The 26,209-nt window shown below is 69.3% G+C and carries 22 protein-coding genes; 15 read left to right on the top strand and 7 right to left on the bottom strand.

Annotation, left to right across the window (positions count from 1 at the left end):
• Positions 1-12: 12 nt before the first annotated feature.
• The 3 genes from EV383_RS30790 to EV383_RS30780 all read right to left on the bottom strand — a co-directional run bounded on the left by EV383_RS30790 (position 13) and on the right by EV383_RS30780 (position 2,237).
• On the bottom strand, positions 13-330 hold the full coding sequence (locus tag EV383_RS30790) for a hypothetical protein (RefSeq protein ID WP_130295408.1): 318 nt from the start codon (positions 328-330) through the stop codon (positions 13-15).
• A 148-nt stretch (positions 331-478) separates the two neighbouring features.
• The gene (locus tag EV383_RS30785; protein WP_207223900.1) at positions 479-1,363 is read right to left on the bottom strand and encodes a DUF5710 domain-containing protein; all 885 of its coding nucleotides are present in this window, start codon (positions 1,361-1,363) and stop codon (positions 479-481) included.
• A gap of 121 nt (positions 1,364-1,484) precedes the next feature.
• A complete protein-coding gene (locus EV383_RS30780; RefSeq protein ID WP_130295406.1) occupies positions 1,485-2,237 on the bottom strand; it encodes a DUF5131 family protein in 753 nt (250 codons plus the stop codon).
• 92 nt (positions 2,238-2,329) lie between these two features.
• Here EV383_RS30780 and tcmP point away from each other — a divergent pair, with 92 nt between their 5' ends.
• On the top strand, positions 2,330-3,640 hold the full coding sequence (gene tcmP, locus EV383_RS30775; protein WP_130295404.1) for a three-Cys-motif partner protein TcmP: 1,311 nt from the start codon (positions 2,330-2,332) through the stop codon (positions 3,638-3,640).
• A 41-nt stretch (positions 3,641-3,681) separates the two neighbouring features.
• On the opposite strand, the gene EV383_RS30770 is transcribed toward tcmP, so the two are convergent.
• The 3 genes from EV383_RS30770 to EV383_RS30760 are packed head-to-tail and all read right to left on the bottom strand — an operon-like array spanning position 3,682 to position 5,547.
• Positions 3,682-3,954, bottom strand: coding sequence for a hypothetical protein (locus EV383_RS30770; RefSeq protein WP_130295401.1), 273 nt, complete (start codon positions 3,952-3,954; stop codon positions 3,682-3,684).
• Positions 3,938-4,216 carry a hypothetical protein gene (locus EV383_RS30765; RefSeq protein WP_130295399.1) on the bottom strand — a complete coding sequence of 93 codons (279 nt, stop codon included), beginning with the start codon at positions 4,214-4,216 and terminating at the stop codon, positions 3,938-3,940. Before EV383_RS30765 ends, EV383_RS30770 begins: the two co-directional genes overlap by 17 nt.
• Before the next feature lie 5 nt (positions 4,217-4,221).
• Positions 4,222-5,547: a hypothetical protein gene (locus EV383_RS30760; RefSeq protein ID WP_130295397.1), complete on the bottom strand. Its 1,326-nt coding sequence runs from the start codon at positions 5,545-5,547 to the stop codon at positions 4,222-4,224.
• Positions 5,548-5,836: 289 nt separating this feature from the next.
• Between EV383_RS30760 and EV383_RS30755 the strand changes: the two genes are divergently transcribed.
• The 13 genes from EV383_RS30755 to EV383_RS30700 all read left to right on the top strand — a co-directional run bounded on the left by EV383_RS30755 (position 5,837) and on the right by EV383_RS30700 (position 21,341).
• Positions 5,837-6,475, top strand: coding sequence for a hypothetical protein (locus EV383_RS30755; protein WP_130295395.1), 639 nt, complete (start codon positions 5,837-5,839; stop codon positions 6,473-6,475).
• Entirely contained in the window at positions 6,472-6,981 is a 510-nt protein-coding gene (locus EV383_RS30750; RefSeq protein WP_130295393.1) for a hypothetical protein, read from the top strand. Before EV383_RS30755 ends, EV383_RS30750 begins: the two co-directional genes overlap by 4 nt.
• Before the next feature lie 83 nt (positions 6,982-7,064).
• Positions 7,065-7,670 (top strand): hypothetical protein, encoded by a 606-nt coding sequence (locus tag EV383_RS30745; protein ID WP_130295391.1) that lies wholly within the window; start codon positions 7,065-7,067, stop codon positions 7,668-7,670.
• Positions 7,667-8,656 (top strand): tyrosine-type recombinase/integrase, encoded by a 990-nt coding sequence (locus tag EV383_RS30740; RefSeq protein ID WP_130295389.1) that lies wholly within the window; start codon positions 7,667-7,669, stop codon positions 8,654-8,656. The genes EV383_RS30745 and EV383_RS30740 overlap by 4 nt, the downstream gene beginning before the upstream one ends.
• A 102-nt stretch (positions 8,657-8,758) precedes the next feature.
• A complete protein-coding gene (locus tag EV383_RS30735; RefSeq protein WP_130295387.1) occupies positions 8,759-9,175 on the top strand; it encodes a hypothetical protein in 417 nt (138 codons plus the stop codon).
• 397 nt (positions 9,176-9,572) lie between these two features.
• Positions 9,573-9,704 carry a hypothetical protein gene (locus EV383_RS32830; protein WP_278044894.1) on the top strand — a complete coding sequence of 44 codons (132 nt, stop codon included), beginning with the start codon at positions 9,573-9,575 and terminating at the stop codon, positions 9,702-9,704.
• Positions 9,705-10,834: 1,130 nt separating this feature from the next.
• Positions 10,835-12,937: a WD40 repeat domain-containing protein gene (locus EV383_RS30730; RefSeq protein ID WP_130295385.1), complete on the top strand. Its 2,103-nt coding sequence runs from the start codon at positions 10,835-10,837 to the stop codon at positions 12,935-12,937.
• Positions 12,928-13,794, top strand: coding sequence for a lipase family protein (locus tag EV383_RS30725; protein ID WP_130295383.1), 867 nt, complete (start codon positions 12,928-12,930; stop codon positions 13,792-13,794). Before EV383_RS30730 ends, EV383_RS30725 begins: the two co-directional genes overlap by 10 nt.
• On the top strand, positions 13,791-15,974 hold the full coding sequence (locus EV383_RS30720) for a P-loop NTPase family protein (protein WP_130295381.1): 2,184 nt from the start codon (positions 13,791-13,793) through the stop codon (positions 15,972-15,974). The genes EV383_RS30725 and EV383_RS30720 overlap by 4 nt, the downstream gene beginning before the upstream one ends.
• A 280-nt stretch (positions 15,975-16,254) precedes the next feature.
• Positions 16,255-18,330 (top strand): WD40 repeat domain-containing protein, encoded by a 2,076-nt coding sequence (locus EV383_RS30715; RefSeq protein ID WP_130295379.1) that lies wholly within the window; start codon positions 16,255-16,257, stop codon positions 18,328-18,330.
• 103 nt (positions 18,331-18,433) lie between these two features.
• Positions 18,434-18,562 (top strand): Lsr2 family DNA-binding protein, encoded by a 129-nt coding sequence (locus EV383_RS32825; protein WP_423213707.1) that lies wholly within the window; start codon positions 18,434-18,436, stop codon positions 18,560-18,562.
• 1,376 nt (positions 18,563-19,938) lie between these two features.
• Positions 19,939-20,907, top strand: coding sequence for a GGDEF domain-containing protein (locus EV383_RS30705; RefSeq protein ID WP_165438614.1), 969 nt, complete (start codon positions 19,939-19,941; stop codon positions 20,905-20,907).
• A gap of 170 nt (positions 20,908-21,077) precedes the next feature.
• Positions 21,078-21,341 carry a hypothetical protein gene (locus tag EV383_RS30700; protein ID WP_130295375.1) on the top strand — a complete coding sequence of 88 codons (264 nt, stop codon included), beginning with the start codon at positions 21,078-21,080 and terminating at the stop codon, positions 21,339-21,341.
• 52 nt (positions 21,342-21,393) lie between these two features.
• Here the strand turns inward: EV383_RS30700 and EV383_RS30695 are convergent, their stop codons facing one another.
• Positions 21,394-21,675, bottom strand: a complete 282-nt coding sequence (locus tag EV383_RS30695) for a hypothetical protein (RefSeq protein ID WP_130295373.1) — start codon at positions 21,673-21,675, stop codon at positions 21,394-21,396.
• Positions 21,676-22,133: 458 nt separating this feature from the next.
• On the opposite strand from EV383_RS30695, the gene EV383_RS30690 reads away from it, so the two are divergent.
• Positions 22,134-26,153 (top strand): HEAT repeat domain-containing protein, encoded by a 4,020-nt coding sequence (locus tag EV383_RS30690; RefSeq protein ID WP_130295371.1) that lies wholly within the window; start codon positions 22,134-22,136, stop codon positions 26,151-26,153.
• The last annotated feature ends 56 nt before the right edge of the window (positions 26,154-26,209 follow it).

Below are 26,209 nucleotides of genomic sequence, written 5' to 3'. Positions count from 1 at the left end.
CTCCCGGGCCCGTCACTGCAGCTCGGCCCGCAGAGCCGCCAGTTGATGGCTGTACTTGTCGCGGCTGGCCAGTATCGCGGGCCGGTCGCGGGGGTTCAGACCGCGCTGGTCCTGCACGCACGCCATGATCTCCGCGCGGAGGTGCTCGATCCGAGCTCGGTCAGGAGACGCTGAGCGGCGCTCCCTGTTGAGAGCGGCGGTGTGACAGCCGATCACTTCGTTGATGGCTTCCTGCGCAGTCTCGTAGCTCACCGCCTCGGCGCTATCCCACTCATGAGATGGCAGGTTGACGACTGCTTCTATCCCGGCCGGGCGTTCACCCTCGGTCACCCATTTCCCCCTGACCTGATCGTCGCACGCGCACCTCGCCACTGATTTTAACCGATTATCGCGGACAGTCCGACACAGTTCCTGATCCGAACAGTCGAACTGTCGCTCGGTCTGGCCGGTAACTGCCGGGTACGGACCAGGGCCGACGTCACGGAGCTGCGTGCCCGGGACGCTTCCACCACGGTCGGTGATGTGGTGTCGGGGGTGCCGCTTCCTCTCCGGGCGGGGCTGCCGAGTCAGTGGTGCTGGGCCGGCTCGTCTCGCCGGGAGATGTGTCCTCGTTGGCCGTCAAGCCGCCCACGGCGGCGCGCGGCGCGGTGCCTTGGTACTGGCTGACCAGCTCGTGGGCGACGTCGGCGCGCTGGCGATGATCGAGTGGGGCAGCGAGGGTCACGCCGGCTGCGGTGAGGATGCGCAGATCGAGCTCCCACGTCCGGGCCGAGCGGGCCTGCCACAGGGCGAACGCCGTGTCGATGTGGTCCTGGGTCTGCCCCCGGGTCATGCCGGTAACCGCTCGCAGGTGTGCTCGCGCGGTCTCCCCGTGGCCTTGGACGTCGGCGAGTCCCATGTGGGTTGCCTGGTGGCACCAGCTGCAGCACAGGATGAGGCGGCGCAGCGTCTGTACGCCGGCACGGTCGTCGTAGTGCCAGCGTTCGTGGGCCTCGAGCCAGCGCCGCTGCTCCCGGTCCTCCTCGCGGCCGCAGATCTCGCAGCGGTCCCCGGCGCGGGTGCGCATCATCCGACGTAGTCGTTCCCAGTCCTTCTGGGCGATGCAGGAGCGGACGTTGGTGAACCAGCAGGAGGCGGGCACGAGGTCGACGAACAGGCCGCTGCCGAACCGGCGGTCTTCGCCGGGGAGCAGCTCGGGGATCTCGGGCTGCCGGGCCCAGCGTTGCAGCCCCGGGTTCGACCGGGGCGGGGCGTACCAGCGCCGCGCCGACGGGTCCCACCGCGCGCCGAGCGCCTTCGCCTCATCCTTCTCCGCGAACGGCACGTCCAGAAACGCGCGAGCACCGCCGGCGGGGACTCCCATGACATCAGTGTGACCCACGGCCCTGACAGTTCCGCTCGTAGTCTCGGCTGTCTCCCAAGCGGAAGCCAGGCCCGGCCTCCCTTCGGATATGGCGACTCTTCGTCCGAGAGAGGTCAGGGTCTTAGCCCTTCGCTGTGGCAAGAGCGGGCATCTCGTCCCAGGTCCGACCGTCGAGCACTCGGCCACCTGCCTTCGGGGTTCGTCCGCCCCACTGCTTGAAGAAGAAAGCGGTTCCGGCGCGAGCAGACTCATCACGCAGGTCACGCACCCAGTCAAGGGCTACCGAGCGGTGACCTTGTCCGGATTCGCCACCGGCGATCAGCCAGTCGATCGCGGTCAGGTCGATTCCGGTCAGTGGGCCTAGAAGGGGTTCAGCGGAGACGAACCGCACCGCCGCGGGCACCGCGGTCAGATCCTGGATCCGGGCGAGTTGCTCGGCCGACTCCACGGACACGCCGACCCACAAGTTCGACGGCCAAGACAGCGCTGGCGCGACGCGACGAAGCCTGGTCGAGCGTTTGGTGAGCAGCTGATAGCTGTGTTGGGGCGTTGCCTCGATCGTCGCGAACACTCGGCGTACGTAGTCGAGCGGGACCCGAGCGTGGAATAGGTCGCTCATGCTGTTCACGAATACACGCCGCGGTTTCTTCCATCGCTTCGGTACATCGAGGGTCTCTGGATGGAGCTGCACTGCGAAACCCGGCCCGGATGTTCGGGGGTCTCCATCCAGCTGATATCTGGGCGAACCCATCGCCTTCAAGCGGCCCGCTAACCGCAGCGCATAACAATTGTCGCAGCCTCGGCTAACCTGGTCGCATCCGGTCGTCGGATTCCAGGTTGCCTCGGTCCACTCGATCGCGCTCCCGTCAGCCATATTCAAATTCTACGTCGAACCGGCGAAGGATTGTAGTCGACACACCGGACCGATCACAGAATTCGTTCCCGCCTTCCTGATTTCACCTAGCCATGGAGAGCCTGAGGCAGGGGCTGCGGGACCACCTAAGACCACGGGCCCCGGGGGTAACGCAAAGAACGTCCCTGCCGAGGCACTGTCCGCGTTATCTTGTTCTCACTGGGGGTGATCTGGTGGCTACTGGGGCTGGCGATGAGTACTGGGCGGAACCGAATCTGCCTAGCACCTTCAAGCACGAGTTACTTACCCGGTACGTTCCGATGTTCACCGGCATGACCGGCTCCCGAGCGCAGGGGCACCGGGTAGTTTTCCTCGATGGCTACGCGGGCCGCGGACGTTACGGCAACGGCAGCGCTGGCTCTCCTGAGCGGATTATGCAGATGGCCGAACATCAACACCGTACTGTCGGCCTGACCTGCGCTTCGTACTTCGTCGAGCAGGACCCCACCTCGGCGAACGACCTGGCAGGTGTCGTCGCCGAATACACCCGGCGTGGTGTGCCCGCTCACGTACGCGACACCAACGTCGACTCGGTACTCGAGGAGGTCCTGACCTCCGCCCACGGTCACCCGCTGTTCCTGTTCCTCGACCCCACCGGCTATGGGCTGCCATACCAACGACTCGTCGACATCCTCGCTGGCCCGCGCAGCTCAATTTGGCCACCGACCGAGCTCCTGCTGAACTTCAGCCTGGAAGCCGTACGACGCACAGGCGGCCACGTCTCCTCGCCGCAGGGCAACGAGAACTCGATGCGTCGACTTGACGACGCCGTGGGCGGAGACTGGTGGCGGGAGGTCTTCCGCTCCCACGGCGTCACCGACGACGCCGTCCGTCATGTCTCCGAGGGATTCGCCCGCCGCCTGTCTACAGCCACAGGGATGCACGTTATATCGGTTCCCGTTCGACGCGCGCCCGGCCACAAACCGCTCTATCACCTAGTTTTCGGGACCCGTAGCCAGCACGGGCTATGGCTCTTCGGCGATAGCGTGGCTAGAGCCATGCAAAAATGGTGGGACACATTGGAACGGATTGACAGCGCCTTTGATCCAGATGCCCTGTTTACCGTGACCGAGGCGATCCGCCCCGACCTCGCGACAGTCGAAAACCGGGCTGTTCCTGTTATCGCTGAGCAACTTGCAGGTCTACTCGATCAGGTTCCCAGCTTCACGACGGTGAACCACACACTCGCGGTCTTTGGCGACTTCTACGGCCAGGTTCGGGATTCCACCGTTCGCACCGCAGTGAAGCGGCTCTATGACGCCAGCCGGACCAGCTGCGACGGCAAGCGTGTCAAGCCCCACCAACTCGTCGTCACCCGGCCTCGGTTACATCGTGCATCCGCTCACCCGCGCCAGGTGTCCTAGCCTCTGAAGTTGAGGGCTAAAGGGTTGCCTGGCGTGGTGCGCTAGGAGATCGCAGGGCGGTCCCCGATGGGGTGGAGCAGGTACAGCTCGGCGAGCGGGAACCAGTCGACCTTCCCGTCGTGGTCGAGCTGGACGAGGGCTCCGGCGGGGTCACCGATGTAGCGCTCGAACCCGACGACGGTACCGGTCCCGTACTGCCCGTCGGGGCGCCGTCCGAAGGTGCTCTCGGCGATCACGGTGTCGCCGATGACGCGCTCGCGGTAGGGCGGCCACACCGCCCGGTCGAGTTCGTAGCCGCTAGCCGAGGGCGCCATGGCCGGTCTCCGGGAGGGTCTGCAGCGTCTGGGTGATCGCTCGGGCGACGTCGGTGTTGGGGTGGTGACGTAGGAACGCTGCGACGGCGCGGAGCCCGTCGAGGGCCTGCTGCTCGCGGTCGGCCCATGCGCTACCGGTGACGCCGGCGGCCGCGGCGTAGGCGGCACGCAGCCGGTCTCCGGTGGCCCGGGCGGAGGTGATGTCCTCCCGGGTAGGGGTCCGCGGCTGGGCGGGGATGGCGGGGTCGTGCGACGTCGTCACGGTCGTCACTCCTGCGGGTCGGGGGTCTGCTCGGGCCCGGGCCGGCGCCGGGCCTTGCGGGGGCTGCGATCTGCACTGCGGTCTGTGGTGGTGCGTCGTCTCGTGCGCGGCGCCTTAGTGGTCGTGGCGGCCGGGTCCGGGTCGGGCAGAGCGGTGTCGGGCCGGGTCGTGTCGGGCGGGGCTGGTCCGTCATCTCGCTCGCGCAGGGCGCGCAGTTCGTCGGCGTGGCGTTCGCGCAGGTCGGCGAGGCGCTCCTCGCCGTGGCGGCGTTCGACCTCGACGTCGTGGGCGAGCTGACGGGTCAGGGCGGTGTTCTCCGCCGCGGTGACGGCCTGGGCGGTGCGGGCTTCGGCCGCGGCCTGGGCGAGGTCGTCGGTGCGGGCGCGGGCAGTGGCCAGCTCGGTGGTGAGGCTGTCGCGGGCCTGTTCGGCGGCGTAGCGGTCCCGGTCGAGAGTCTCGGCGCGCCGACGTTGAGCGGCGGCGTCGTCGCGAGCCGCGGTGAGCTCGGTGCGGGCGGTGTCGCGCTCGGCCTGGGCCTGCTGGTACTGGGCGCGCAGAGCGTCGTGGGCCTCGCGTAGCTCGGCGAGCGCGGCGGTGGCCCGGTCACGTTCGCTGCGGGCCGCGGTGAGCTGTTCGGCGAGCTGGTCGCGCTCGGCGACGGCCTGGCGGTGGGCGAGGTCGGCCTCGTCCAGACGGGCTCGGACGGTGTCGAGTTCGGCGTCGCGGTCGGCGAGGAGTCCGGCGTAGCGGTCGCGCTGCTCGGTGAGCTCGTCGCGTTCGGCGAGGGCGTCCTCGGCTGCGGTCTCGGCCTCGGCACGCCCGGTCGCCGCCGCTGTGGCGTCTGCTTCGGCTGCGCGGGCGCGGGCCAGGGCGTCCTCGGCCGAGGCCTCGGCGGCATCGATGCGGGTGCGGGCCTCGCGGTGCGCGGCGGCGACCTCCGCCGCGGCGGCGTCAGGGTCGGTCGCCGCGGCGAGGAGTTCCTCGAGGCGCGCGGTGGCCCCGCTCATCCAGGTCTGGTGCGCGGTGAGCTGGGAGCCGATCTCGTCGCGGATCGCCTCGATCCCGGCGCGGGCCAGTGACACCGGCCGCGGCACTGAGCCAGGGCCCTCGCCGTCGTTGATGTCGCTGCGCTCGGGCCGCGATCCCGGCGCGGGCAGCGTGAGGGTCCCGTTGCGGACCTTCTGGGCGTTGAGCCGGTTGTGCACGACGCCGTCGACGACGCGGGTGCAGTACTTCGGCTTGCGCCCGACGCCGGCGTACTCGATGACGTGAACGCAGCCGGGCATCTCGCACGCGATCAGCTCGACGCCCGCGCTCTGACTCTCCGACACGCGATCGACCCTACTTGATACGTATCGAAGTGTCAATTCGTATTGATACGTAACGACGAACGATACGAAGCGTACAACAGGATAATGACGGTTATGCAGTCATCAGTACCGACGAGGGATCGTCAGTACTAACGACCCCTCGTCTTGACACTGGTACAGACGGGGGGTCATCCTGATCGAGTCGTGCGACGGCGAGGAGGAGCAGGGTGAACCGGATGCTGCACCAGGCTCGGGAGAGCAGCTCGCCCGGCGGTGAGCGGAACCCGTCCGACCTTCGAGGACGCTGCCGGTGAGTCGTGCGGTCCCGTCGCCCGCCGCGCCGCTCCGAGTCCGGCTGACGACCGACGGTGCCCGGGGCCTGGTACCGCAGCAGGAGCTCTACGAGGCCTACGTCTGCGACCCGCGGGTGCAGATCGCGCCCAACCGCGATCGCGGGCCCTTGCCGGTCGCTGACGTGCGCGCCGATGTCGACGTCCTGATCATCGATGGGCACAGCAACCTCGGCGACCGCCGGATCTGGGCCGACGTCCTTGCTCAGGACTACCGCGGGATCGTCGCGCCGGTGATCATTCTGGGTTGTTGCTGGGGCGCTGCCGACGGCTTCACCGCGGCGATCCGGTCGTGCCTGGCCGTCAAGGAGGCTGTCCTGATCGCCTCGGGTGGCAAGACCGAGCTGCGCCACGCTCGCGTGCTCTACCCGCGGGTCCTCGACACCGTCCTGGCGCTGGGACCAGACCCGGGCCGGCTCGCCCCGGTCCTGCACGAGCAGCTTCAGCCCGTCGGCGGCTGCGGCCCGCGCGACTGGTCGGCCCAGCTCCTCACCCCTCCCTCGGCCCCGGCGCCTTCGCGTCCGGCCCCGTCGCACCCGGCCCCGTCGCAGCACGGCTCGACGAAGAAGTCCGCCCCTGGATCCGGGAGCAGACGATGAGCAGCCTGCAGGGCTACGTGACGGCGAGCTACGCCGCCCTGGTCCGCGAGTTCGGCGAGCCGGGCGCGCCGCAGGACCCGGACAAGTCCCACGTCGAGTGGCATCTCGTGAGCCCGTACGTCGGGACGGTGACGATCTACGACTATGGCCCGCTGCATGAGTGTGATGAGCACTGGTACATCTCGCTGACGGAACCGGTCGAGTGGCACGTCGGCGGCCGCGACCGCGCTGCAACCGACTGGGTGGCGAGCCGGCTGTGGGTGGACCCGCACTATCCCGCCCACGCCGGCTGCTGCGGGCCCGAGCGATTGCCCTGGTGGATCGAAGAGCGCCGCGAGGCGGAACGCGAGATCGCCGAAGACAGCAAGACCGGTCCGGCCGACGCAGCCCCGGATGGCGCAGTCCCCGACGAGCCCGACAACGACGGCGACTGCCCGAGCATCCCCGCCCAGACCGACCCGACGACCGCTCCTGAGACCGCCCAGATCCCCCTGATAGGACCGTGATGACCGGCCCCTCCGGCCCCGCGACCGCCGTCGATCGAGCCCCCGGTTCCCCGCCGCCCGAGCCGGTCACCACCACAGTGGCCATGGCCTCACTGGGCGCCAACCGTGACCAAGTGGTGCGCCTGGTCGAGGCCGGGCTGCTACCCGAACTCGGGCGGCGCGGCCGGACCCGGCTACTCGACCCCACCGCGCTCACCGAGCTCGCCGCCCGCCCGCTGCTACCCGACGCCGGCGGCGACCCAGCGGCCCCGACCTACGCCCTGGTGCTGCACCTGGGCCCGCGCCGCCCCGAGCCGCGCCCGGAGCTCTACTACCGCGACGTGCACGGCTTCCATGCCGACGGGCAGACCCCGGACAACGCCTGGACCGGGTGGTGGAACACCGGCGAGCAGATCGCCCAGGAATGCGTGGCGCACACGATGCCGGTGCTGCCCGCGGTCAGCGGCGTCGTCGTCGATGTCCGACTGATCACCGGATACACGGTGCACCCGCTCTACCCCGGTCTGGTGCGCTTCGCCGTCACCGACCCCTTCCGACCCGCCCACGCCGAGTTCACCAACACCCGCCTACGCCCCGCCGCCGGTTCCCCCTGGCAGCGGCTCCGCCGCCCGGCCCGCAGCGAGCTCGCCGCCCACGACGACCCCGTCGGCGCACCCGCCCGAACGGCCGGCACCGCGGGCCTACGATGAACCCGCCGGACCCGGGAGCCGAGGTGGAGACGGCGGTCGTCGAGGGCACCCCCGAGCTGGTCCCGGAGCAGCCCGGGCAGGCCGATTCCGCCTGGCAGCTGGCCACCGCGTTCGTGCTCTCCCGCCGCTCCGGACACACCCAGCGCGCCTACGCCCGCGACATCCGCGACTTCTACACCTGGTGCGCCCGCTCCGGTGTCGACCCGCTACGAGCACGGCGGGTGCACATCGACGCCTACGCCAACGCCCTCGCCCGGCCCCAGCCACGCACCGGCCGCCCGGCCGCGGACTCCACGATCGCCCGCCGGCTGGCCACCCTGTCCGGGCTCTACGCCTACGGCGTGGCCGAGGAGATCCTCGACCGCTCCCCGATGACCGGCGTCGTCCGCCCGCGCGTCGGACAGGACTCGACCAGCACCGGTCTCGACCGCGACGAGGTCGCCCGGCTCCTCACCGCCGCGGCCGCCGACGGGGCCCGCGCGCACGCACTGATCAGCCTCCTCGCCCACAACGGGCTCCGCGTCGATGAGGCCTTGTCCCGCGACGTCGAACACCTCGAGACCGAACGCGGTCACCGGGTCCTGCGGCTGCGCCGCAAGGGCGGCCACACCGCCACCGCGCCGCTCGCCCCGCCCGTGGTGCACGCCCTGCACACCTATCTCGACGGCCGAGCCACCGGGCCGGTGTTCATCACCCGCACCGGGCGCCGCTTCGACGAGCCCGGAGCGTGGCGGCTCATACGGCGCCTGGCCCGCATCGCCGAGCTCCCCCAGGTCGACCGGATCAACCCGCACAGCCTGCGCCACACCTTCGTCACCGCCTCCCTCGACGCCGGCGTCGAGCTGCGCGACGTGCAGGACGCCGCCGGGCACGCCGACCCCCGCACCACCCGCGGCTACGACAGTTCCCGGCACAACCTCGACCGCCACCCCACCTACGCGGTGTCGGCCTTCTACGCCGCCGCCACCGACGACACCGATGTATGACCTGCATCTCGAAAGAGCGGTCGATGATGTCAACGGCGCCGCGATACGGAGCTAAGGGGCAGAGCCCTCACACCTATACCGGGGCCCGAGGAAAGGTCGGCCATGACCACCACCCTGACCCCGCAGATGACCACCCGCGGTGGTGAGGCGCTGTCGTCGCGGTCGTCCGGGCCGTGCCGCGGGCCGGGCAGTCCCCCGGATCGCCGGTCAGAGCCAGGCAGCCGCGGTAACGGACGGCGGCGACTTCCACCGCGTCGGGGGTCGTCGGGGTCGAACGTCGACGAGCTCGGCGTGGAAGAGGCAGTCATCGAGGTCGGCGGCCACGACCGCGTCAACCTCGTGAGCACGGTGGTGACCGACGAGCTCGCCGAGCAGTGGGCTCTCTGTCGGACACCCGGGCCAGAGCGGTGTTATTGGCGGGGGCGGGCGTGGGAGTTCTCCCGGATCGGGATAGCGATGGAGTCGTCGATGTACAGCACCCCAGAACTGTGCGCAATGCTAACCACACTCGTACTATGAGTTACATCACACCAACTATGCATCGGGGGCTGGTTGACTCCCGAATAGGGGCTCTGAGCAGGAGAAGAACCGCCCCAGCGTCCCGTTGTACCGGCACTGGATCGCGATTCATCGGATTCACACGATCGGTACGCGACCCGGTACTCTCGAAGACGGCACACCGGTTGCCTCGGCGATCGGTTCCCCACCTCTGACGGTACCCCGCTGGGTGGCTCCGCGAGCTCGGGAGCTGCACGCGGCAGGTCCCGGCTTGAGGAGGTGGTGTGTCATGACCGCTTGCACCTGCGGACGAGACTCTGGTGCCGATCCCCCCGGGGACCGGCGGGGGCCCGTTCGCACTGCTCAGCGCGTCATTCGCCGGAGCTGGCTCGTCCTGCGGGTCACTCTGGCACTGCTGATGGTGTCCGACCACCTGGACCTGTTCGGTCCTGAGGTCGGCACCGTCCCGACGGCCAAGGCCTTGGCCTCGACCGTCGGAGCGGCGGCGAACGAGTTCTACGAGGACTTCCTTGGCGGGGCGACCTCGTAGGTCTCTCACTTGGGGCGCGGGGTTTCCTGAAATTGTCAGGGGCTCCGCGCCCTTCGTGTCTGGCGAACCAGCCACTAGAACTAGTTAACCACGCTGCGCGGCCCGCCGCAAAAAAACTCTCGTTAGAGAATGGCTTAAGTGCCATTTTCAGCCTGGAATGGTCGCTAACTAAGTCGTCAACGTTGAGGTCGCTCCGGCGACTGAAGTTTTCTGAAGTTCGCCACGAAGAACGTCCCCGAGCCTTTCGGAAATAACTCTCCGGCGAGACGTAGAACTCCCGAGCAGGTCCCGGGCAGTACCCCGTCGGTCCACCGGCAGAACCTATCGCCTGCGGCACCTCGCGCCCCCCTGAACTGGCGAAACGGCCTCGGGGACTGCCGGCGACGACGCGGCCGAGGGTGTCACCCCCGGGACAAGGTCCAGTTCCGAGAGCACGCTGCAGCGTGCCCGGCGACAGGCTGGCGGCTTGGCCGGCTTACCTCCAGTCTGTGTCCGCCCGCGGCGTCCGGCGCTGCCACGAGCTGAAGTCCCCAGGCTCAGAGTCGGCACCTGAGCCATTCCGGCGTCGCTGCCGTGACCGTTCCCGAGCGCCGGACCGAAAGCTGCTGAGCCTCCAGGACCAGCTCCCCAGGCACCGCGGGTGGCGCCTCAGCAGTTCAGGGGAGGATCTGTCCAGATTGGCCACCAGACGACAACCCGCCACCCCGGAGACCGACAGTCGTTCGGGGCTGACCATCAGGACCTCGCAGATGTCATTCGGCACGGGCAGATCAGCTACACCAGACTCCACGCGCTGCGCCGTGGGCGCTCGGACCCTCCACGACGCCGGGAGATCCGCGCTATGCCATGACAGGCCGAGCCGGGTTGCTACAGCTGGTCGATTTCGAGGCCGAGTCAAGGCGGTGCAGACGCCCCTGGTCCTTAGTCAGGGGCCAGCCGCAGTGGCGCGGGCCAGGTGCACGACACCCCTGGCCAGGGGCGTCGAACAACCCGCCGCGGGCGAGCCGGTCATCGAACGTTGACTGCCGCGAGCTCGGGAGGTACGACGGCGGGGTGGGGCACGACCGATCTGGCCGGCTCCACCGCAGACCACAGCACGGCCCTAGTTGAGCTGCGCCGACCCCGCTCCTTTGACCGCGATCGCTCCCTCGACTCCGTCGACTGCTGTGTGCGCGTCCAGGAGGCGAGGATCGACAACGCAGCCACCATGCCGGTCTGAGTGGGTCTTACGAAACACCGCGCCTCTCCATAGCGAGATCATGGGAACAGGTAGTCGCAGCGACGGGAGACCCGTGAGCAGGGACGTTGTCGAGGTCGAGGCGCGGATCGCTGAGGCGTTGACCTCGCTCGCCGTGCCGCGTCGCGCCGGACCTGTCTCGGTGCCGCCGCCGGGGTACGTGCGCCGGCACCTGGTCGAGCACGCCGCGGCCGGGGGCGCGATGACCGATGCGGTGATCAACCCTCGGACGTTGCCGTACCTGGATCCGGCCCGGGTGCGCCCGGCCCTCGTCGGTGTCGACCCGCGAGTCGTGCGCGCCGATGTGGTCCGGGCGTGGCGGCAGGTCTCGCACGCGTGGCTCTGGGAGGACCCCTTGACGAATGCCGACGCCCTTCAGCTCGCCCTCGTCGCAGGAGGCGCCGAACCCGACGCGACAGCAGGTCGCTGGTCAGTTGCCTGGGCTGTCGCACAAACTGGCCCCAGCTCGGGCGATGTCGTTATGCGGGGCTCCCCGCTGACCTCGACTGCCGCGCTCGTACTTCCCGACCGACGCCCCATCGCCATCACCGGCAGCTCCGACAACACGGTGCGGGTGTGGGACCTCGACACCGGCACCCCCATCGGCGAACCCCTCACCGGCCACACCGACTGGGTGAACGCGGTCGCCGCGCTCGTCCTACCCGACGAGCGACCCATCGCCATCACCGGCAGCCGGGACAACACGGTGCGGGTGTGGGACCTCGACACCGGCACGGCGATCGGCGAACCCCTCACCGGCCACACCCGCTCGGTGGCCGCGGTCGCCGCGCTCGTACTGCCCGACCGGCGCCCCATCGCCATCACCGGCAGCTCCGACAACACGGTGCGGGTGTGGGACCTCGACACCGGCACCCCGATCGGCGAACCCCTCACCGGCCACACCGGCTGGGTGCGCGCGGTCGCCGCGCTCGTCCTGCCCGACCGACGCCCCATCGCCATCACCGGCAGCGAAGACGGCACGACGCGGGTCTGGGACCTGACCAGCAGTGGGTCTAGCAGTGAGGCACCGCGCAGAGACGACAAGGCGACGCCGAGAACCATCGAGTTACTGGTGGCCGCGGTCGCCGCGCTCGTACTTCCCGATGGGCGCCCCATCGCCATCACCGGCAGCGCTGACGCCACGGTGCGGGTGTGGGACCTGACCACCGGCACCCCGATCGGCGAACCCCTCACCGGCCACACCGACTGGGTGAACGCGGTCGCCGCGCTCGTACTGCCCGACCGACGTCCCATCGCCATCACCGGCAGCTGGGACAACACGGTGCGGGTGTGGGACCTCGACACCGGCACCCCGATCGGCGAACCCCTCACCGGCCACACCGGCCACGTGGCCGCGGTCGCCGCGCTCGTACTGCCCGACCGGCGCCCCATCGCCATCACCGGCAGCGCTGACGCCACGGTGCGGGTGTGGGACCTGACCACCGGCACCCCCATCGGCGAACCCCTCACCGGCCACACCGGCACGGTGAGCGCGGTCGCCGCGCTCGTACTACCCGACGGGCGCCCCATCGCCATCACCGGCAGCTCCGACAACACGGTGCGTGTGTGGGACCTCGACACCGGCACCCCCATCGGCGAACCCCTCACCGGCCACACCCGCCCGGTGGAGGCGGTCGCCGCGCTCGTCCTGCCCGACCGACGCCCCATCGCCATCACCGGCAGCCGGGACAACACGGTGCGGGTGTGGGACCTGACCACCGGCACCCCGATCGGCGAACCCCTCACCGGCCACACCGGCCCAGTGCTCGCGGTCGTGCTGCCCGACGGGCGACCCGTCGGCGTCACCGGCGGCTGGGACGGCACAGTCCGGATGTGGGACGCGGCGACAGGCGCGCCGGTCGCTCCTCCCCTCCCAGTTCTCGCTGTCCCGTCCGCTCTTGCTGTGTATATGTACGACGAGGAGCTTCACGTGGTGGTCGCTAGTGCTGGGCTGTGGGCCGGTCTGGTGTTTCGGGGTGGTCGCGGGTGGCGGTGATCGTGGGAGTGCACGGGATCGCTCAGGAGCAGGGGGGACGGCATCAGCTGGCCGCGGCGTGGTCGCCGGCGCTGGCTGATGGGCTGGAACGGGCCTGCGGCCACAAGATGATCGAGCCGCCGGTGGAGATGGCGTTCTACGGTGACCTGTTCGGCGCAGCGGCGTCCGAGACGAAGTCCGCGCCGTCGCCGGCAGGCCCGGGGTCGCTGTTCGAGGACATGTCCGACGACGAGGTGACCGCGGTGGTGGACGCCGCCGGTGAGATCCTCACCGTCGACGAGCTCACCGCGGCCCCGGAGTCGAAGGCGGGGTTCCCGCGGGTCCCTGAGCCGGTGTTGCGTGTGGTGGCGGCGATGGATCGCCGGTTCGGGGCGCGTGCGGGTTGGTTGTTCGTGGGCGAGATGCGGCAGGCCCGCCGCTACCTCACCGACCCGGCCGTCAAGCAGGCCGTCGATGAGCGGGTCGCCGCGGCGGTCGACCATGAGGTGCGGCTGTTGCTGGGGCATTCGCTGGGCTCGGTCGTCGCGCTCGAGTACCTGCGCCAGTCGCCGGGGCATCGGGTGGACACGCTGGTCACGCTGGGGTCGCCGCTGGCGCTGCGGGCGGTGTGGAGTCTGCTGCCCGATTCCTCGTTCGGTACCGGGCCTGGCGGGCTGGCCGGGGTGCGGCGGTGGGTCAATGTGCGCGACCCGCGGGATCCGGTCGCGTTGGCCGGGAGGTTGTCCGGGCGGTGGCCCTCGGTCCACGAAGAGGAGGTCGACAACGGCCGGGAGCCGCACGCGGCCACCCGCTACCTCGGTAAGAAGGCGACCGGGCAGGCCCTCGTGGACGCCCTACCGGGGTTGAGTGGCGCGTGAGCACCCACGACGCGGACCGCGCAGCGAGCCCGGAAACCCGCCCGGTCTGCGCCGACCCGGACCTCACCGCAGAGGACGAGTTCTCCGAAGTCTTGCGCCGTCATCTGGTCGTGCTGGCCACGACCGAGTACGACGACTCCGATCACGGCGCGCTGCCCGGGGTGGCAGACGAGGTCAAGGTGCTGCAGCAATGGTGGTGCGACGCAGGGTTGGGGCGGCGCCGGTTCACAGTGGCGCACCCGGAGCTCGGCCAGAACCCGACACTGCGCCAGATCGAGGACGCGCTGCGCTCCCCGGAGCGGGAGTGGAACGACGGCGACGCCGCGGTCCTGGTCGTGACCGGGCACGGCCTGACCACACGCGAGGCGCACTGGATCGTCCTACGCAGCACCAGCCCGACCCGCGTGCACAAGACCGCGCTCAGCACCGACCAGCTCATCGGCTGGCTCGCCGACACCGACGTCGAGCACCTGCTGGTGATCCTGGACGTGTGTTTCGCCGCCGCGACCGCCGAGCGCACTGTGCGGCTGCCGGAGTTCCCTGACACCTGGCTGGTGCTGGCCTCCACCGGCGCCGAGTCCCCGGCCGAGGTGGGGGCGTTGACCGGGGCGGTCGCCGGGTTCCTCGACGAGGTCCGGTCCCGAGAGGGCGAACAGTACGACCACGGCCCCTATCTGCGGGTGGACCAGTTCCTCGACGGTGTCCAGGCCCGCCTGCCCGCCTCCCAGCGGTTGAGTCTGCTCAAGTCCGAGCTTCCCCGGCTGGGCGGCCCGAGCCCGTGTCTGCCCAACCCGCGCCCGCAGCCGGCGGCGCCGCTCGTCGGAGAGGCCCGCCGCGACCTCGCGATCCGCGCGGAAGACCTCGAGGCGCACTGGGCGGCCAAAACGTGGCTGTTCACCGGGCGCGCGAACCTGATGGGCCACCTCGTCGCCGCCCTGTCGGCACCGCCGCGCACCGTGGTGGTCACCGGCGGCGCCGGTACCGGCAAGTCCGCCGTCCTTGGCCGCCTGGTCACCCTCAGCGACACCCGGTTCCGCCGCGACCATCCCGAGCTCACCGCCGCCGTCCCGCCTGCGTTGTTGCCGCCGGTCGGGTCGATCGACGCGGCGATCCTGTGCACCGGGAAGGTGCCCGCCGAGATCGTGACCCAGCTGCTGGAAGCGGTGGGCATCCCCACCGGCGGCGGAACGACGGCCGAGCTGGCCCGGTGGCGCACCTGGCTCGGGGGCCACGCCCGCCCGGTCACGGTCGTCATCGACGCCCTCGACGAGTCCAGCAACCCGGTGGATCTGCTCGCCTCCGTCTTGGCCCGCCTCCACCCACCCGCAGCGGCCGCCGACGGTCCGCTCGGTTCGCCACTGCGTCTGATCCTCGGTGTGCGCTCACCCGGCACACCGACCAACGACAAACCGAACAGCGCGGGGACAGACACCACCGGAACGCACGCCGCGGCACAGCCGACCGGTACGAACTCGGCGCGCCCGTACGCCGAGCAGGTCACAAAGACACTCCGCGGCGAACGGGTACCCGTCGACGAGGCCCCCTGGTGGAACACCGCCGACCTCGCCGACTACGCCACCGAGATCCTCACCCAGACACCCCGGTCGCCCTACCACCGCCCCGAGCACCACCAGCACGCCACCGCGGTCGCCGCCGCCGTCGCCACCGCAGCCCAGAAGTCATTCCTGCTGACCCGCCTGGCCGCCACCAACCTCGCCGACAGAGACACTCTCACCGACCCTGACGACCCCGGTCTGGCCGCCCTGCTCGACGACGGCGTGCTCGGCGTCTTCCGTGCCGACCTGCACGACGAGCTCCCCGACCCTGACCAACGACTACGCGCGATCCACCTGCTCCGTGCGGTCGCGTTCGCCTACGGGCGGGGACTGCCCTGGAGCCAGATCTGGCCCCTGACCGCCAACGCCGTCGCCGACCGGCCCGGCACCTACGGCGACAGCGACATCGCCGCCCTGCTCGCCTCCCGACTGGCCGGCTACCTCGTCACCGACCACGAGGACGGCATCACCGTCTACCGGCTGTTCCACGACACCCTGCGAACCACTCTGCGTGAACAATGGCGCGACCTGCACGACCCACCCCGCTCCCCGTCGGCCGCCCAGGACGACCAGGACGACCAGGACGACCAGGACGACCAGGACGACCAGGACGACCATGCCTGAGCATGACGACGAGCCGGCGGACGGCCTCGAACTCGGATCTGTCGAGGTGGTGGAAGCTCGGATCACCGAAGCGTTGCTGCCCCTGGCTCAGCCTCGGCCCACCACACGCGGGGCGATCCCGCCCGCCCCGTATCTGCGCCGCCACCTCGTCGAACACGCCGCCGCCGGAGGTCGCCTCGACGAACGCCTCCTCAGCCCCGAACTGCTCCCTTACCTCGACGTCCCCCGCGTCCGTCAAGCCCTCACCGCAGCCGCCCCCCGCACACGCTCCACCACCACCGTGCGAGCGTGGAAGCAGGTCGCCCACACCTGGCCCTGGGACTCCCCCGCTGAGAACGCCGACGCGATGGACCTGGCACAAGCCGCCGCCGGCGACACGCCACGCCGCCGAACCCCGCCAGGCCAGTGGACAACAGTTTGGAGCCACCACTCCAGCAGCGCCGGCGAGACACTTCTCCAGCTAGCCCACCACTTCGGTCTGGCTGCCTTGGTGCTCACCGACGGGCGACCCATCGCCATCACCGGCAGCTGGGACAACACGGTGCGGGTGTGGGACCTGACCACCGGCACCCCGATCGGTGAACCCCTCACCGGCCACACCGACAGGGTGACCGCGGTCGCCGCGCTCGTGCTGCCCGACGGGCGCCCCATCGCCATCGCCGGCAGCGACGACGACACGGTGCGGGTGTGGGACCTGACCACCGGCACCCCGATCGGTGACCCCCTCACCGGCCACCCCGGCCCGGTGGAGGCGGTCGCCGCGCTCGTCCTACCCGACCGGCGCCCCATCGCCATCACCGGCAGCGCTGACGCCACGGTGCGGGTGTGGGACCTGACCACCGGCACCCCGATCGGCGAACCCCTCACCGGCCACACCGGCCACGTGGCCGCGGTCGCCGCGCTCGTACTGCCCGACGAGCGACCCATCGCCATCACCGGCAGCTGGGACAACACGGTGCGGGTGTGGGACCTCGACACCGGCACCCCCATCGGCGAACCCCTCACCGGCCACACCGACACGGTGAACGCGGTCGCCGCGCTCGTCCTACCCGACCGACGCCCCATCGCCATCACCGGCAGCTGGGACGACACGGTGCGGGTGTGGGACCTCGACACCGGCACGGCGATCGGCGAACCCCTCACCGGCCACACCGACACGGTGACCGCGGTCGCCGCGCTCGTACTACCCGACCGACGCCCCATCGCCATCACCGGCAGCTCCGACAACACGGTGCGGGTGTGGGACCTGACCACCGGCACCCCGATCGGCGAACCCCTCACCGGCCACACCCGCCCGGTGCGCGCGGTCGCCGCGCTCGTCCTGCCCGACCGGCGCCCCATCGCCATCACCGGCAGCTGGGACCACACGGTGCGGGTGTGGGACCTCGACACCGGCACCCCGACCGGCGAACCCCTCACCGGCCACACCGGCCACGTGGCCGCGGTCGCCGCGCTCGTCCTACCCGACGAGCGCCCCATCGCCATCACCGGCAGCCGAGACAACACGGTGCGGGTGTGGGACCTGACCACCGGCACCCCGATCGGCGAACCCCTCACCGGCCACACCCGCCCGGTGCGCGCGGTCGCCGCGCTCGTCCTGCCCGACGAGCGACCCATCGCCATCACCGGCAGCCTCGACGCCACAGCGCGGGTGTGGGACCTGACCACCGGCACCCCGATCGGCGAACCCCTCACCGGCCACACCGACAGGGTGTCCGCGGTCGCCGCGCTCGTGCTGCCCGACGGGCGCCCCATCGCCATCACCGGCAGCTGGGACGACACGGTGCGGGTGTGGGACCTCGACACCGGCACCCCGATCGGCGAACCCCTCACCGGCCACACCGACTGGGTGACCGCGGTCGCCGCGCTCGTCCTACCCGACGAGCGACCCATCGCCATCACCGGCAGCCACCACACCACGGCGGCGTGGGTGTGGGACCTCGACACCGGCACCCCGATCGGCGAACCCCTCACCGGCCACACCAGCCCGGTGACCGCGGTCGCCGCGCTCGTGCTGCCCGACGGGCGCCCCATCGCCATCACCGGCAGCGCTGACGCCACGGTGCGGGTGTGGGACCTCGACACCGGCACCCCGATCGGCGAACCCCTCACCGGCCACACCGACTGGGTGACCGCGGTCGCCGCGCTCGTCCTACCCGACGGGCGCCCCATCGCCATCACCGGCAGCCACGACAGAACGGTGCGGGTGTGGGACCTGACCGATGCTCGCACGATAGGGCACCTACTACGAGTCCCGGCCCCGGTAGAGCTCACCGGTTTCGTGGATCCGCTCGGCCGTCTATCAGTGGTGGTAGCAGGTCCGGAAGGGCTCGCCCGGATCGACGTTGCTGTGTGAGTGTCTACTGAGCAGACGTGGTGGCGAGCCGCCGCGCCACCACCGGTTCAGTGCGCCCGGGCAGGTCGGCACAGACGAGGCCAAGCCCGCACGGAGGACCACCGTGGCTGATCGGGAGCAGAACCGCGCGATCCGCGAGTGGGCCGTTCGCTGCGGCATGAAGGTAGTTGCCCGCGGGCGAATTCCATCTGATGTATCGCCTACCACCAGGAGAACGAGGGCGATCCGGTAGAGCTCGGGGGCACTTGCTGGCGCGGCGATCGCCCTCCTGCCCGGTTGACCAGGATCGGGCCGGTGCGGGCCCCGACGAGAGAGCGCTACCGGCTATTGCGTCGGCCGGCCATGGCGAGCCGGTCGTCGCGGTTTCCATCCGCGGACGGCTCAGGACGACCCACCCCCGTGCGGACTTCGCCGTCCGAGGCCGCAGGTCTTCGGCCCGCCGGGGTGCGACCGGCTAAACCTGGTCGCACCCGGCGCCATAGACCCGGAGGACCTGGTGTCCTCGCTAATGCTTGCTTCGAGCTGCTCGGCGCGATGCCGGCGACGTCGTGCAGGAGCACCGCCAGGTCGATGGCGAGAGGTGTTACCGCGAGCGCGGGCAAATCCACGACGGTGGGGATATGCCACCTCGACCCGCTAAACGCAAGAACAGCACCGTTTGCCGTGCAGGCTGCCGGTAAGCGGTCACCAGCCCCAGTTCTTCTTCATGCGACACCCCCTCCTTGTTCGCTCCGTTTGCGGCTCAACTTCTTCGTCACCAGCCCCAGTTCTTGGCCATCGCCGGGCACCTCCGTTCCTCGCTGGGAAACACGCCGCTTCTGGGCGGCCTGACTCGTCGGGTCACCAGCCCCAGTTCTTCGCCATCGCGGATAGACCTCCCTCCTGGCTCGTGTCGGGCACGTCCGGGCCGGCGCTCCGTCGGCCGCCCGGATCTCGGTCACCAGCCCCAGTTCTTCGCCACTTCGAGCTCCTCTCATTCCGTGCTGTGTCGATCACTCCACGCACATCTAGTTGATCTTGCTAGGTCGCCCGACTTTGGAGACCTCGCCCCAACGACAAGCTCTGCGTAGTCACCGAACTACCGTCTGCTTCAGCCCGATTCGTGCGGTTCGGAACTTGCTGACATCCGCCCGAGCGCCCTCATGGCGTATCCTCTTCTTGTCGATACGCATTGGATTGCGCTGATAAAGCGTAGGGAGCTTCGTTGACCCGAGTGAAGTATGATCACTTCCGCTTGCGGTTGGGAATAGTCTCGTGAAACGTTCACCGTTTCGGTTCAGCGCCATCACCCAATGGTCAGTATGGCAATTACCGAAACAGATCTTGACAGCCGTCCTAACGGTTGAAATGCTCGCATTCGGATTACTAGCAATCGATCTCTTGCTAGGCCAAATAGACCAGTCATCGCTAGTGCTTCTGGCCTATTTGGTTTTCGGTGCTATTGCGTACACGGAAATCTCGCACGGCGTCGAACAGACGAGAAGGCGGGTCGGCAAGCCCGGGCACGTAGACCTCACGTCCGTGTGGACGTTCGCAGCCGCCGTCACTCTTCCTCTATCCCTAGCCACGGCCGCTGTCTTACTGATCTACCTACACTTTTATGTGCGAGTGCTGCGTCCGGCAAAAACACCGCTCTACCGGCAGGTCTTCAACGCGGCGACGGTAATTCTCGCGGTCCATGCCGCCGGTGCCGCTGTCCGCTACATTGAGCTACTGCCAGCCCTACGCCTCGACAGTCTACAATTCGTGGTCCTGATCTTTGCATTGTTGGCGTATACGGTCGTGAATACCAGCCTCGTTGTCGGTGTGGTAGCGATGACGACACCGGATATGACCTTCACGCAGACACTCATGCGGCGTAGTGAAGGTGTCGGGGTAGAAATCGCGACGTTGAGCCTGGGCGCATTGGTCGCTGTGACGGTGACTGCCACCGCTCCGATCGCCCTGCTCTTCACCATTCCGCCGCTGCTGCTGCTGCACCGGACGGTGTTGTCTCGGCAGCTGGTCCAAGAGGCCCGGATTGATGCCAAGACGGGCGTGTTGAATTCTGCGGCGTGGCATTTGGAAGCGACGCAGACCCTCGATCGGGCGCGGCAGCGGTCGAACGCTGCGCTGCTGCTGATGATCGACCTGGACCGGTTCAAGTCGATCAATGACACCTACGGGCACCTCGCCGGTGACGAGGTGCTGGCCGCCCTGGGCCAGGTCCTGCGGGCCCAGGTCCGGGGGGCCGATGTGGTGGGTCGCTTCGGTGGGGAGGAGTTCGTGATGTTGATGCCGAACCTGGATCGTCGGGTCGGTGTCGCCGAGGTGACAGCGATCGCCGAGCGGGTGCGTCAGGCGATCGCGGACATCCGGGTCGAGGTGGACTCCCCGGACGGGCCGATCACCTTGAACACGGTGAGTGCCTCGGTGGGCGGTGCGGTCTATCCCCATGACGGAGAGGTAGTGACGACGCTGCTGGGCCGGGCAGACAAGGCCCTGTACGCGGCCAAGCGGGCCGGACGGAACAGGGTTCGGATGGTCGATTCCCGCGGCGCGGCGCAGCTCGACGACTCCGACCGCGAATCGCGGTAGCAGGGCGCAGGTGCCCGTCGCCGCTGCAAGCGCCGGGATCTCAGAGCGGCACGCGGCCTGCCCCTGCCCATCCAGTCGAGTGAGTGGATGAGCCACCCGCGTGATGAGTTCTCACGTATCGTGATGCCTCGGTCGCCCGCAGGCGCCCGTAGATGCAGCGGAGGTGACGGATGAACTGGTTCTGGCCCGACGACGGTGCGATCCAGCTTCGTGAGGCCTCGCCGCGCCGGCTCCTGCACATCAGCCCGGACACCTGGGGGCTGAACTTCCGCATGAGATACCGGGCTCCGGCCGCCTCCGAGGCAGCCGGCGACGACTCGTCCAGCACCGCCCCGGGCGGCAACGCCACCGACGTCGGCGAAGAGCAGGGCTCCGGCGGCGACGTCATCGCCGTGGACTTTCCCCATCGCCCGAGGTGGCGCCGGGCCCGCTAAGCCCCTCTGCCGAGGCTGCTTTGATCACCGCGGCGGCTCGGGGCCGGTGCGGTCACCGGATCACACCGTCCGCACTCGGGTCGTCGTTCACCGGCGGTCGAGCCGGGCGCTGCCAGATCATGTCGTGGTAGATCTCGATCGCGCCGAGCTCTGCGTGCATGGCTGAGGTGCTGTAGTGCGCGAGCTCCCAGCCCTGCTGTAGCCGGGTGCTGAGCAGCGCGTCGAGGTCCTCCTTGCCGCTGGGCAACAGGGTGTGTTTCGGGCTGCCGCGCTGCGTCCGGATATGGGTGTGTTCGAGTTCCACGCCGCCACCACTGGTGGACCAGTCAGTCACGAGCAGTGATCTTATCGCCAGCAGTAGTTAGATGGCGGGCGTGCAGTAGCCGGACACGTCCTGCCGACGACGTCGGCTCGGCGGCGCAGTGGTGGTGCCGCGCCGCCGAGCCGCGCCTGGTCAGGCGTTGTTGAGGATATGGTCGAGTACTGCTCGGATGACGGCAGACAGCACGCCGCGTAGGGCAGCCGCTAGCAGAGTGATCCGCTCCGGGCGGGACAGTCCGCGGGCGCGGTTGGGTTCGGGTTGGGGGGTCGGGCTGTTCATCGAGTTCTCCCGTGGTCGCTGGGTGGGCGGGTGCGTGCCGGCCGGCGGGGAAGACGATGGGCGGGCGGTAACGGCAGTGGAATTGGTTGCGACGGGCCGGTCAGGGACGCCCCGCGGGCGACGCAGGTCAAGCGGTCGGCCCGGTCGGGGCGGCGCAGTAGTGGATGCGATGTGGATGCACCGTGGTTGCGATGGCCGGCGCTGACGGCGGCGAGCCGAGCTCGAAGCGGCGGTCAGGGACCAGGCGGTTGTCCCGAGCCGAGGTGGCGCCGGGCCCGCTGCAGCGGCTGAAGACCCAGCTCTACGAGCTCTACGTACGCGCGCACTATCCGACGCTCGACACGATGGCCGATGCGGTCGCTGCTGACGACGCTCTGGCGGGGGCGCCGTCCCGCGACTCGATCCGCCGCTACATCAGCGGCCCGGGCCGCCCCGACGAGTACGCGGATCTGGAGGCGTTGGTGACGGTGCTGGCCCGGGCGGCCGGGCTCGACGTTCCGCCGGTGCTCGCGCACGCCCGAGAGCACTGGCTTCAGGCCGGCCTCGACCCCGCCCCGGCCGCCCTGGTGCAGCCTGGCCTGGATCCGGAGGTGCGGGCGGGATATCTGGAAGCGTTGAGACGCCGCTATCGGGTACTGGAACTCTCGACGTTGACCCCGGAGGGCCTCGATGAGGCGTTACCGATATGGCTGGCGCAGGTTTTCGAACCCCAACGTGTGCGAGCAGTACCGGAGCGGGCACACCGACTACCGCAGCTGGAACTGCCCCGAGATCTGCGGCAACGCCTGCTCGACTCCGGGGACCTCACCGCAGACGAACTGCCCGAGGACCTGAACGCCGAGCAGCTGGAGGAAGCGCGACGCGAGCACAAGCGGCAGCCGGCCCGCCCAGTGCTTCAGGCACTCGCCTTGGCCGGGGGGCGGGCGGTACTACTCGGGGACCCCGGCGCCGGAAAGTCCACTCTGCTGGCGTATCTCGCCCTCGCCCTCGCCGACGACAAGATTCCAGACGAATTGACCAGCTGGTCAGGACGTCTGCCGCTGCTCGTCGAGTTGCGCGAGTACGCCGACCCCGGGTGGCGTATTGGACGCTGGGCGGACGCGACTCTGCTGGACTTCCTCGACCACCGCTATCATCATGACGGGCTTGGGCTGCCCCGCGAGCAGCTCGCGAACCACCTACGCGCTGACGGGCGGGCGGTGGTGATGTTCGACGGCCTCGACGAGCTGTTCGACCCGGCCCAGCGGGAACGGACCGCGCGGGCGATCGCCGAGTTTGCCACCCGCTACCCGTACGTGACGGTGCTGGTGACCTCCCGACCGATTGGATACCAGCGCGGGGTCCTCGACGCCGCGAGGTTCACCTTGCACACCGTCGAGGACCTCGACCGCGAGCAGATCACCACCTTCGTCAAGCGTTGGTACCGATTGTCTCACCACGGTGCCCCAGACGAGGCCGACGCTCGCGCCAGCCGGCTCTGCGCCGCGCTGGACCGCTCCCGGTCGGCAGCGAGCCTGGCCGGGAACCCACTGCTGTTGACAATCCTGGCGATCATCGGTCGTCGGCGGGAGCTTCCCCGCGAACGCCACCGGGTCTACGAACACGCCGTCGCGGTCCTCGTGCAACAGTGGGACCCCAACCGCCACCTTCACGACACCCGCAGCGGAGTCGAACTCGACGACACCGACCGCCATCGGCTGCTACATCGGATCGCCGAGCACATGCAGCACGGCCGGTACGGGATCGCCGGGAATCGGATCCATCGTGAGGATCTTCTCACCACGATCCGCGACTACCTCACCGGCGACTGCGCTCAACCTGTCGACCGATCCCGTTACGCCGGCACAGTCCTCATCAAGCAACTGCGGGAACGGAACTTCATCCTGTCCCGGTACGGACCGGGCTTGTTCGGATTCGTACATCGAGCATTTCTGGAATACTGCACGGCTGCTTCCATAACCTACCGACTAAAGGAAGACCAGACTCTCAGCAACGAGGAACTGGCCGAGCTGTTCTGTCGACACGCCACCGACCCCGCCTGGAACGAGATCCTGCGGCTGGTCGCTGGCATGGTGCACCCCAACGTCCTGGTACCGGTCCTGCACCGCCTGCTTGAGCACGTCGAATCCCCCGCTGGCCGTATCGGGCGCCACAATCACCAGCACCTGGCGCTCGCGCTCGACTGCCTGGCCGAGACCCGGTCCATCACCGCGCTTGGAGTTCAGGGCGAGCGCCTCACCACGGAGCTTCTCAGGTCTATACAGGCTGGTATCGAGCACTACACGGATCTTACCGACTACTACGGTTCGAATTCGTTGATTGGCATGACCGAAAATGCTTTGCTTGAGCTCAAGCAGCGACTGCCCGGTGCTGATCGGCTTCGCGCGCAGATACCTTTCATACTTGATAGACTGCGGCCATATTTAACCTTCTCTGACATCAATTCTCTGTCTACTGTTGAACGAGCTCTTCACGCCGACGGAAACCAACTCCAGTCGATCCTGAGGGCCCGGGCCACCACCTCCGACAACGAGTCAATCCAGCAGGCGGCGGTGCGAGCGCTGGCCTCGGGCTGGCCCGACGAACACACCCGGACGTGGCTGACCGACTGGGCTCTTACTGACGAGCTTCAGAACGGTGTCCGGGAGGCAACGGTGCAGGCGCTGGCCTCGGGCTGGCCCGACGACCGCACCCGAACCCTGCTGACCGACCGAGCCACCACCGACAACCACGAGTACGTCCGGGGGACCGCGGTACAGGAACTTGCCTCGAACTGGCCCGACAACCGCACCCGAACCCTGCTGACCGACCGAGCCACCACCGACAACCACGAGTACGTCCGGGCGATCGCAGTACATGAACTCGCCTCGGGCTGGCCCGACAACCACAGCCGAACCCTGCTGACCGACCGAGCCACCACCGACAACCACGAGTACGTCCGGGGGACCGCGATGCAGGCGCTGGCCTCGGGCTGGCCCGACAACCACACCCGAACCCTGCTGACCGACCGAGCCACCACCGACAACCACGAGTACGTCCGGGCGACCGCGATGCAGGAACTTGCCTCGGGCTGGCCCGACAACCACACCCGAACCCTGCTGACCGACCGAGCCACCACCGACAACCACGAGGACGTCCGGGCGACCGCGGTACAGGAACTCGCCTCGGGCTGGCCCGACAACCACACCCGAACCCTGCTGACCGACCAAGCCACCACCGACACGCACGAGGACGTCCGGCGAACGGCTCTGCAGGTGCTGGCCTCGGGCTGGCCCGACGACCACACCCGAACCCTGCTGACCGACCGGGCCATTACCGACACCCACGAGTTCGTGCGGGGGATCGCGATACAGGAACTCGCCTCGGGCTGGCCCGACAACCACACCCGAACCCTGCTGACCGACCAAGCCACCACCGACACGCACGAGGACGTCCGGCAAACGGCTCTGCAGGTGCTGGCCTCGGGCTGGCCCGACGACCACACCCGAACCCTGCTGACCGACCGAGCCACCACCGACAACGACGACTACGTCCGGCAGACGGCTCTGCGGGTACTGGCCTCGGGCTGGCCCGACGACCACACCAGAACCCTGCTGACCGACCGGGCCACTACCGACAACGACGGGGACGTCCGGCAGACGGCGGTACAGGAACTCGGCTCGGGCTGGCCCGATGACCACACCCGAACCCTGCTGACCGACCGAGCCACCACCGATGACGACGAGCACGTCCGGTACACGGCGACGGTGACGCTGAGAGCGGGTTGGCCCGACGATCACACCCGGGCGCTATTGACGGACCGAGCCACCACCGATGATGACAGGGACGTCCAGGAGACGGCGCTACAGGCGCTGACCTCGGGCTGGCCCGACGACCACACCCGGGCCCTGCTGACCGACCGAGCCACCACCGACAACCACGAGGACGTCCGGCGGAGGGCTCTGCGGGTATTGGCCTCGGGCTGGCCCGACGACCACACCCGGGCCCTGCTGATCGACCGAGCCACCACCGACAACCACGAGGACGTCCGGCAGACGGCTCTGCGGGTACTGGCCTCGGGCTGGCCCGACGACCACACCCGGGCCCTGCTGACCGACCGAGCCACCACCGACAACCACGAGGACGCCCAGGACGCCGCGGCGCGGGCCCTGAAACCGGGCTGGCCCGAGGCGGTGCCCCCGCCGAACTCAGGTGTGCCAGGCGCATGTTAGGCCCGTCTGCCGTTCCGGGGACACGGCCCGGCCCACCAGCAGGCGACCGTGACAGC

The sequence above is a fragment of the Pseudonocardia sediminis genome (assembly GCF_004217185.1).
Taxonomy (GTDB): Bacteria; Actinomycetota; Actinomycetes; order Mycobacteriales; family Pseudonocardiaceae; genus Pseudonocardia; species Pseudonocardia sediminis.
This window is presented reverse-complemented; position numbering and strand designations above follow the sequence as displayed.

Coding starts and splice junctions, on each gene's coding strand:
- EV383_RS30785 (WP_207223900.1), bottom strand. CDS start 1,363: ATGGGAGTCCCCGCCGGCGGTGCTCGCGCGTTTCTGGACGTGCCGTTC.
- EV383_RS30690 (WP_130295371.1), top strand. CDS start 22,134: ATGGCCGGCGCTGACGGCGGCGAGCCGAGCTCGAAGCGGCGGTCAGGG.
- EV383_RS32830 (WP_278044894.1), top strand. CDS start 9,573: ATGGTGTCCGACCACCTGGACCTGTTCGGTCCTGAGGTCGGCACCGTC.
- EV383_RS30745 (WP_130295391.1), top strand. CDS start 7,065: ATGGCCTCACTGGGCGCCAACCGTGACCAAGTGGTGCGCCTGGTCGAG.
- EV383_RS30770 (WP_130295401.1), bottom strand. CDS start 3,954: ATGGCGCCCTCGGCTAGCGGCTACGAACTCGACCGGGCGGTGTGGCCG.
- tcmP (WP_130295404.1), top strand. CDS start 2,330: ATGGAGAGCCTGAGGCAGGGGCTGCGGGACCACCTAAGACCACGGGCC.
- EV383_RS30750 (WP_130295393.1), top strand. CDS start 6,472: ATGAGCAGCCTGCAGGGCTACGTGACGGCGAGCTACGCCGCCCTGGTC.
- EV383_RS30735 (WP_130295387.1), top strand. CDS start 8,759: ATGACCACCACCCTGACCCCGCAGATGACCACCCGCGGTGGTGAGGCG.
- EV383_RS30700 (WP_130295375.1), top strand. CDS start 21,078: ATGAACTGGTTCTGGCCCGACGACGGTGCGATCCAGCTTCGTGAGGCC.
- EV383_RS30780 (WP_130295406.1), bottom strand. CDS start 2,237: ATGGCTGACGGGAGCGCGATCGAGTGGACCGAGGCAACCTGGAATCCG.
- EV383_RS30740 (WP_130295389.1), top strand. CDS start 7,667: ATGAACCCGCCGGACCCGGGAGCCGAGGTGGAGACGGCGGTCGTCGAG.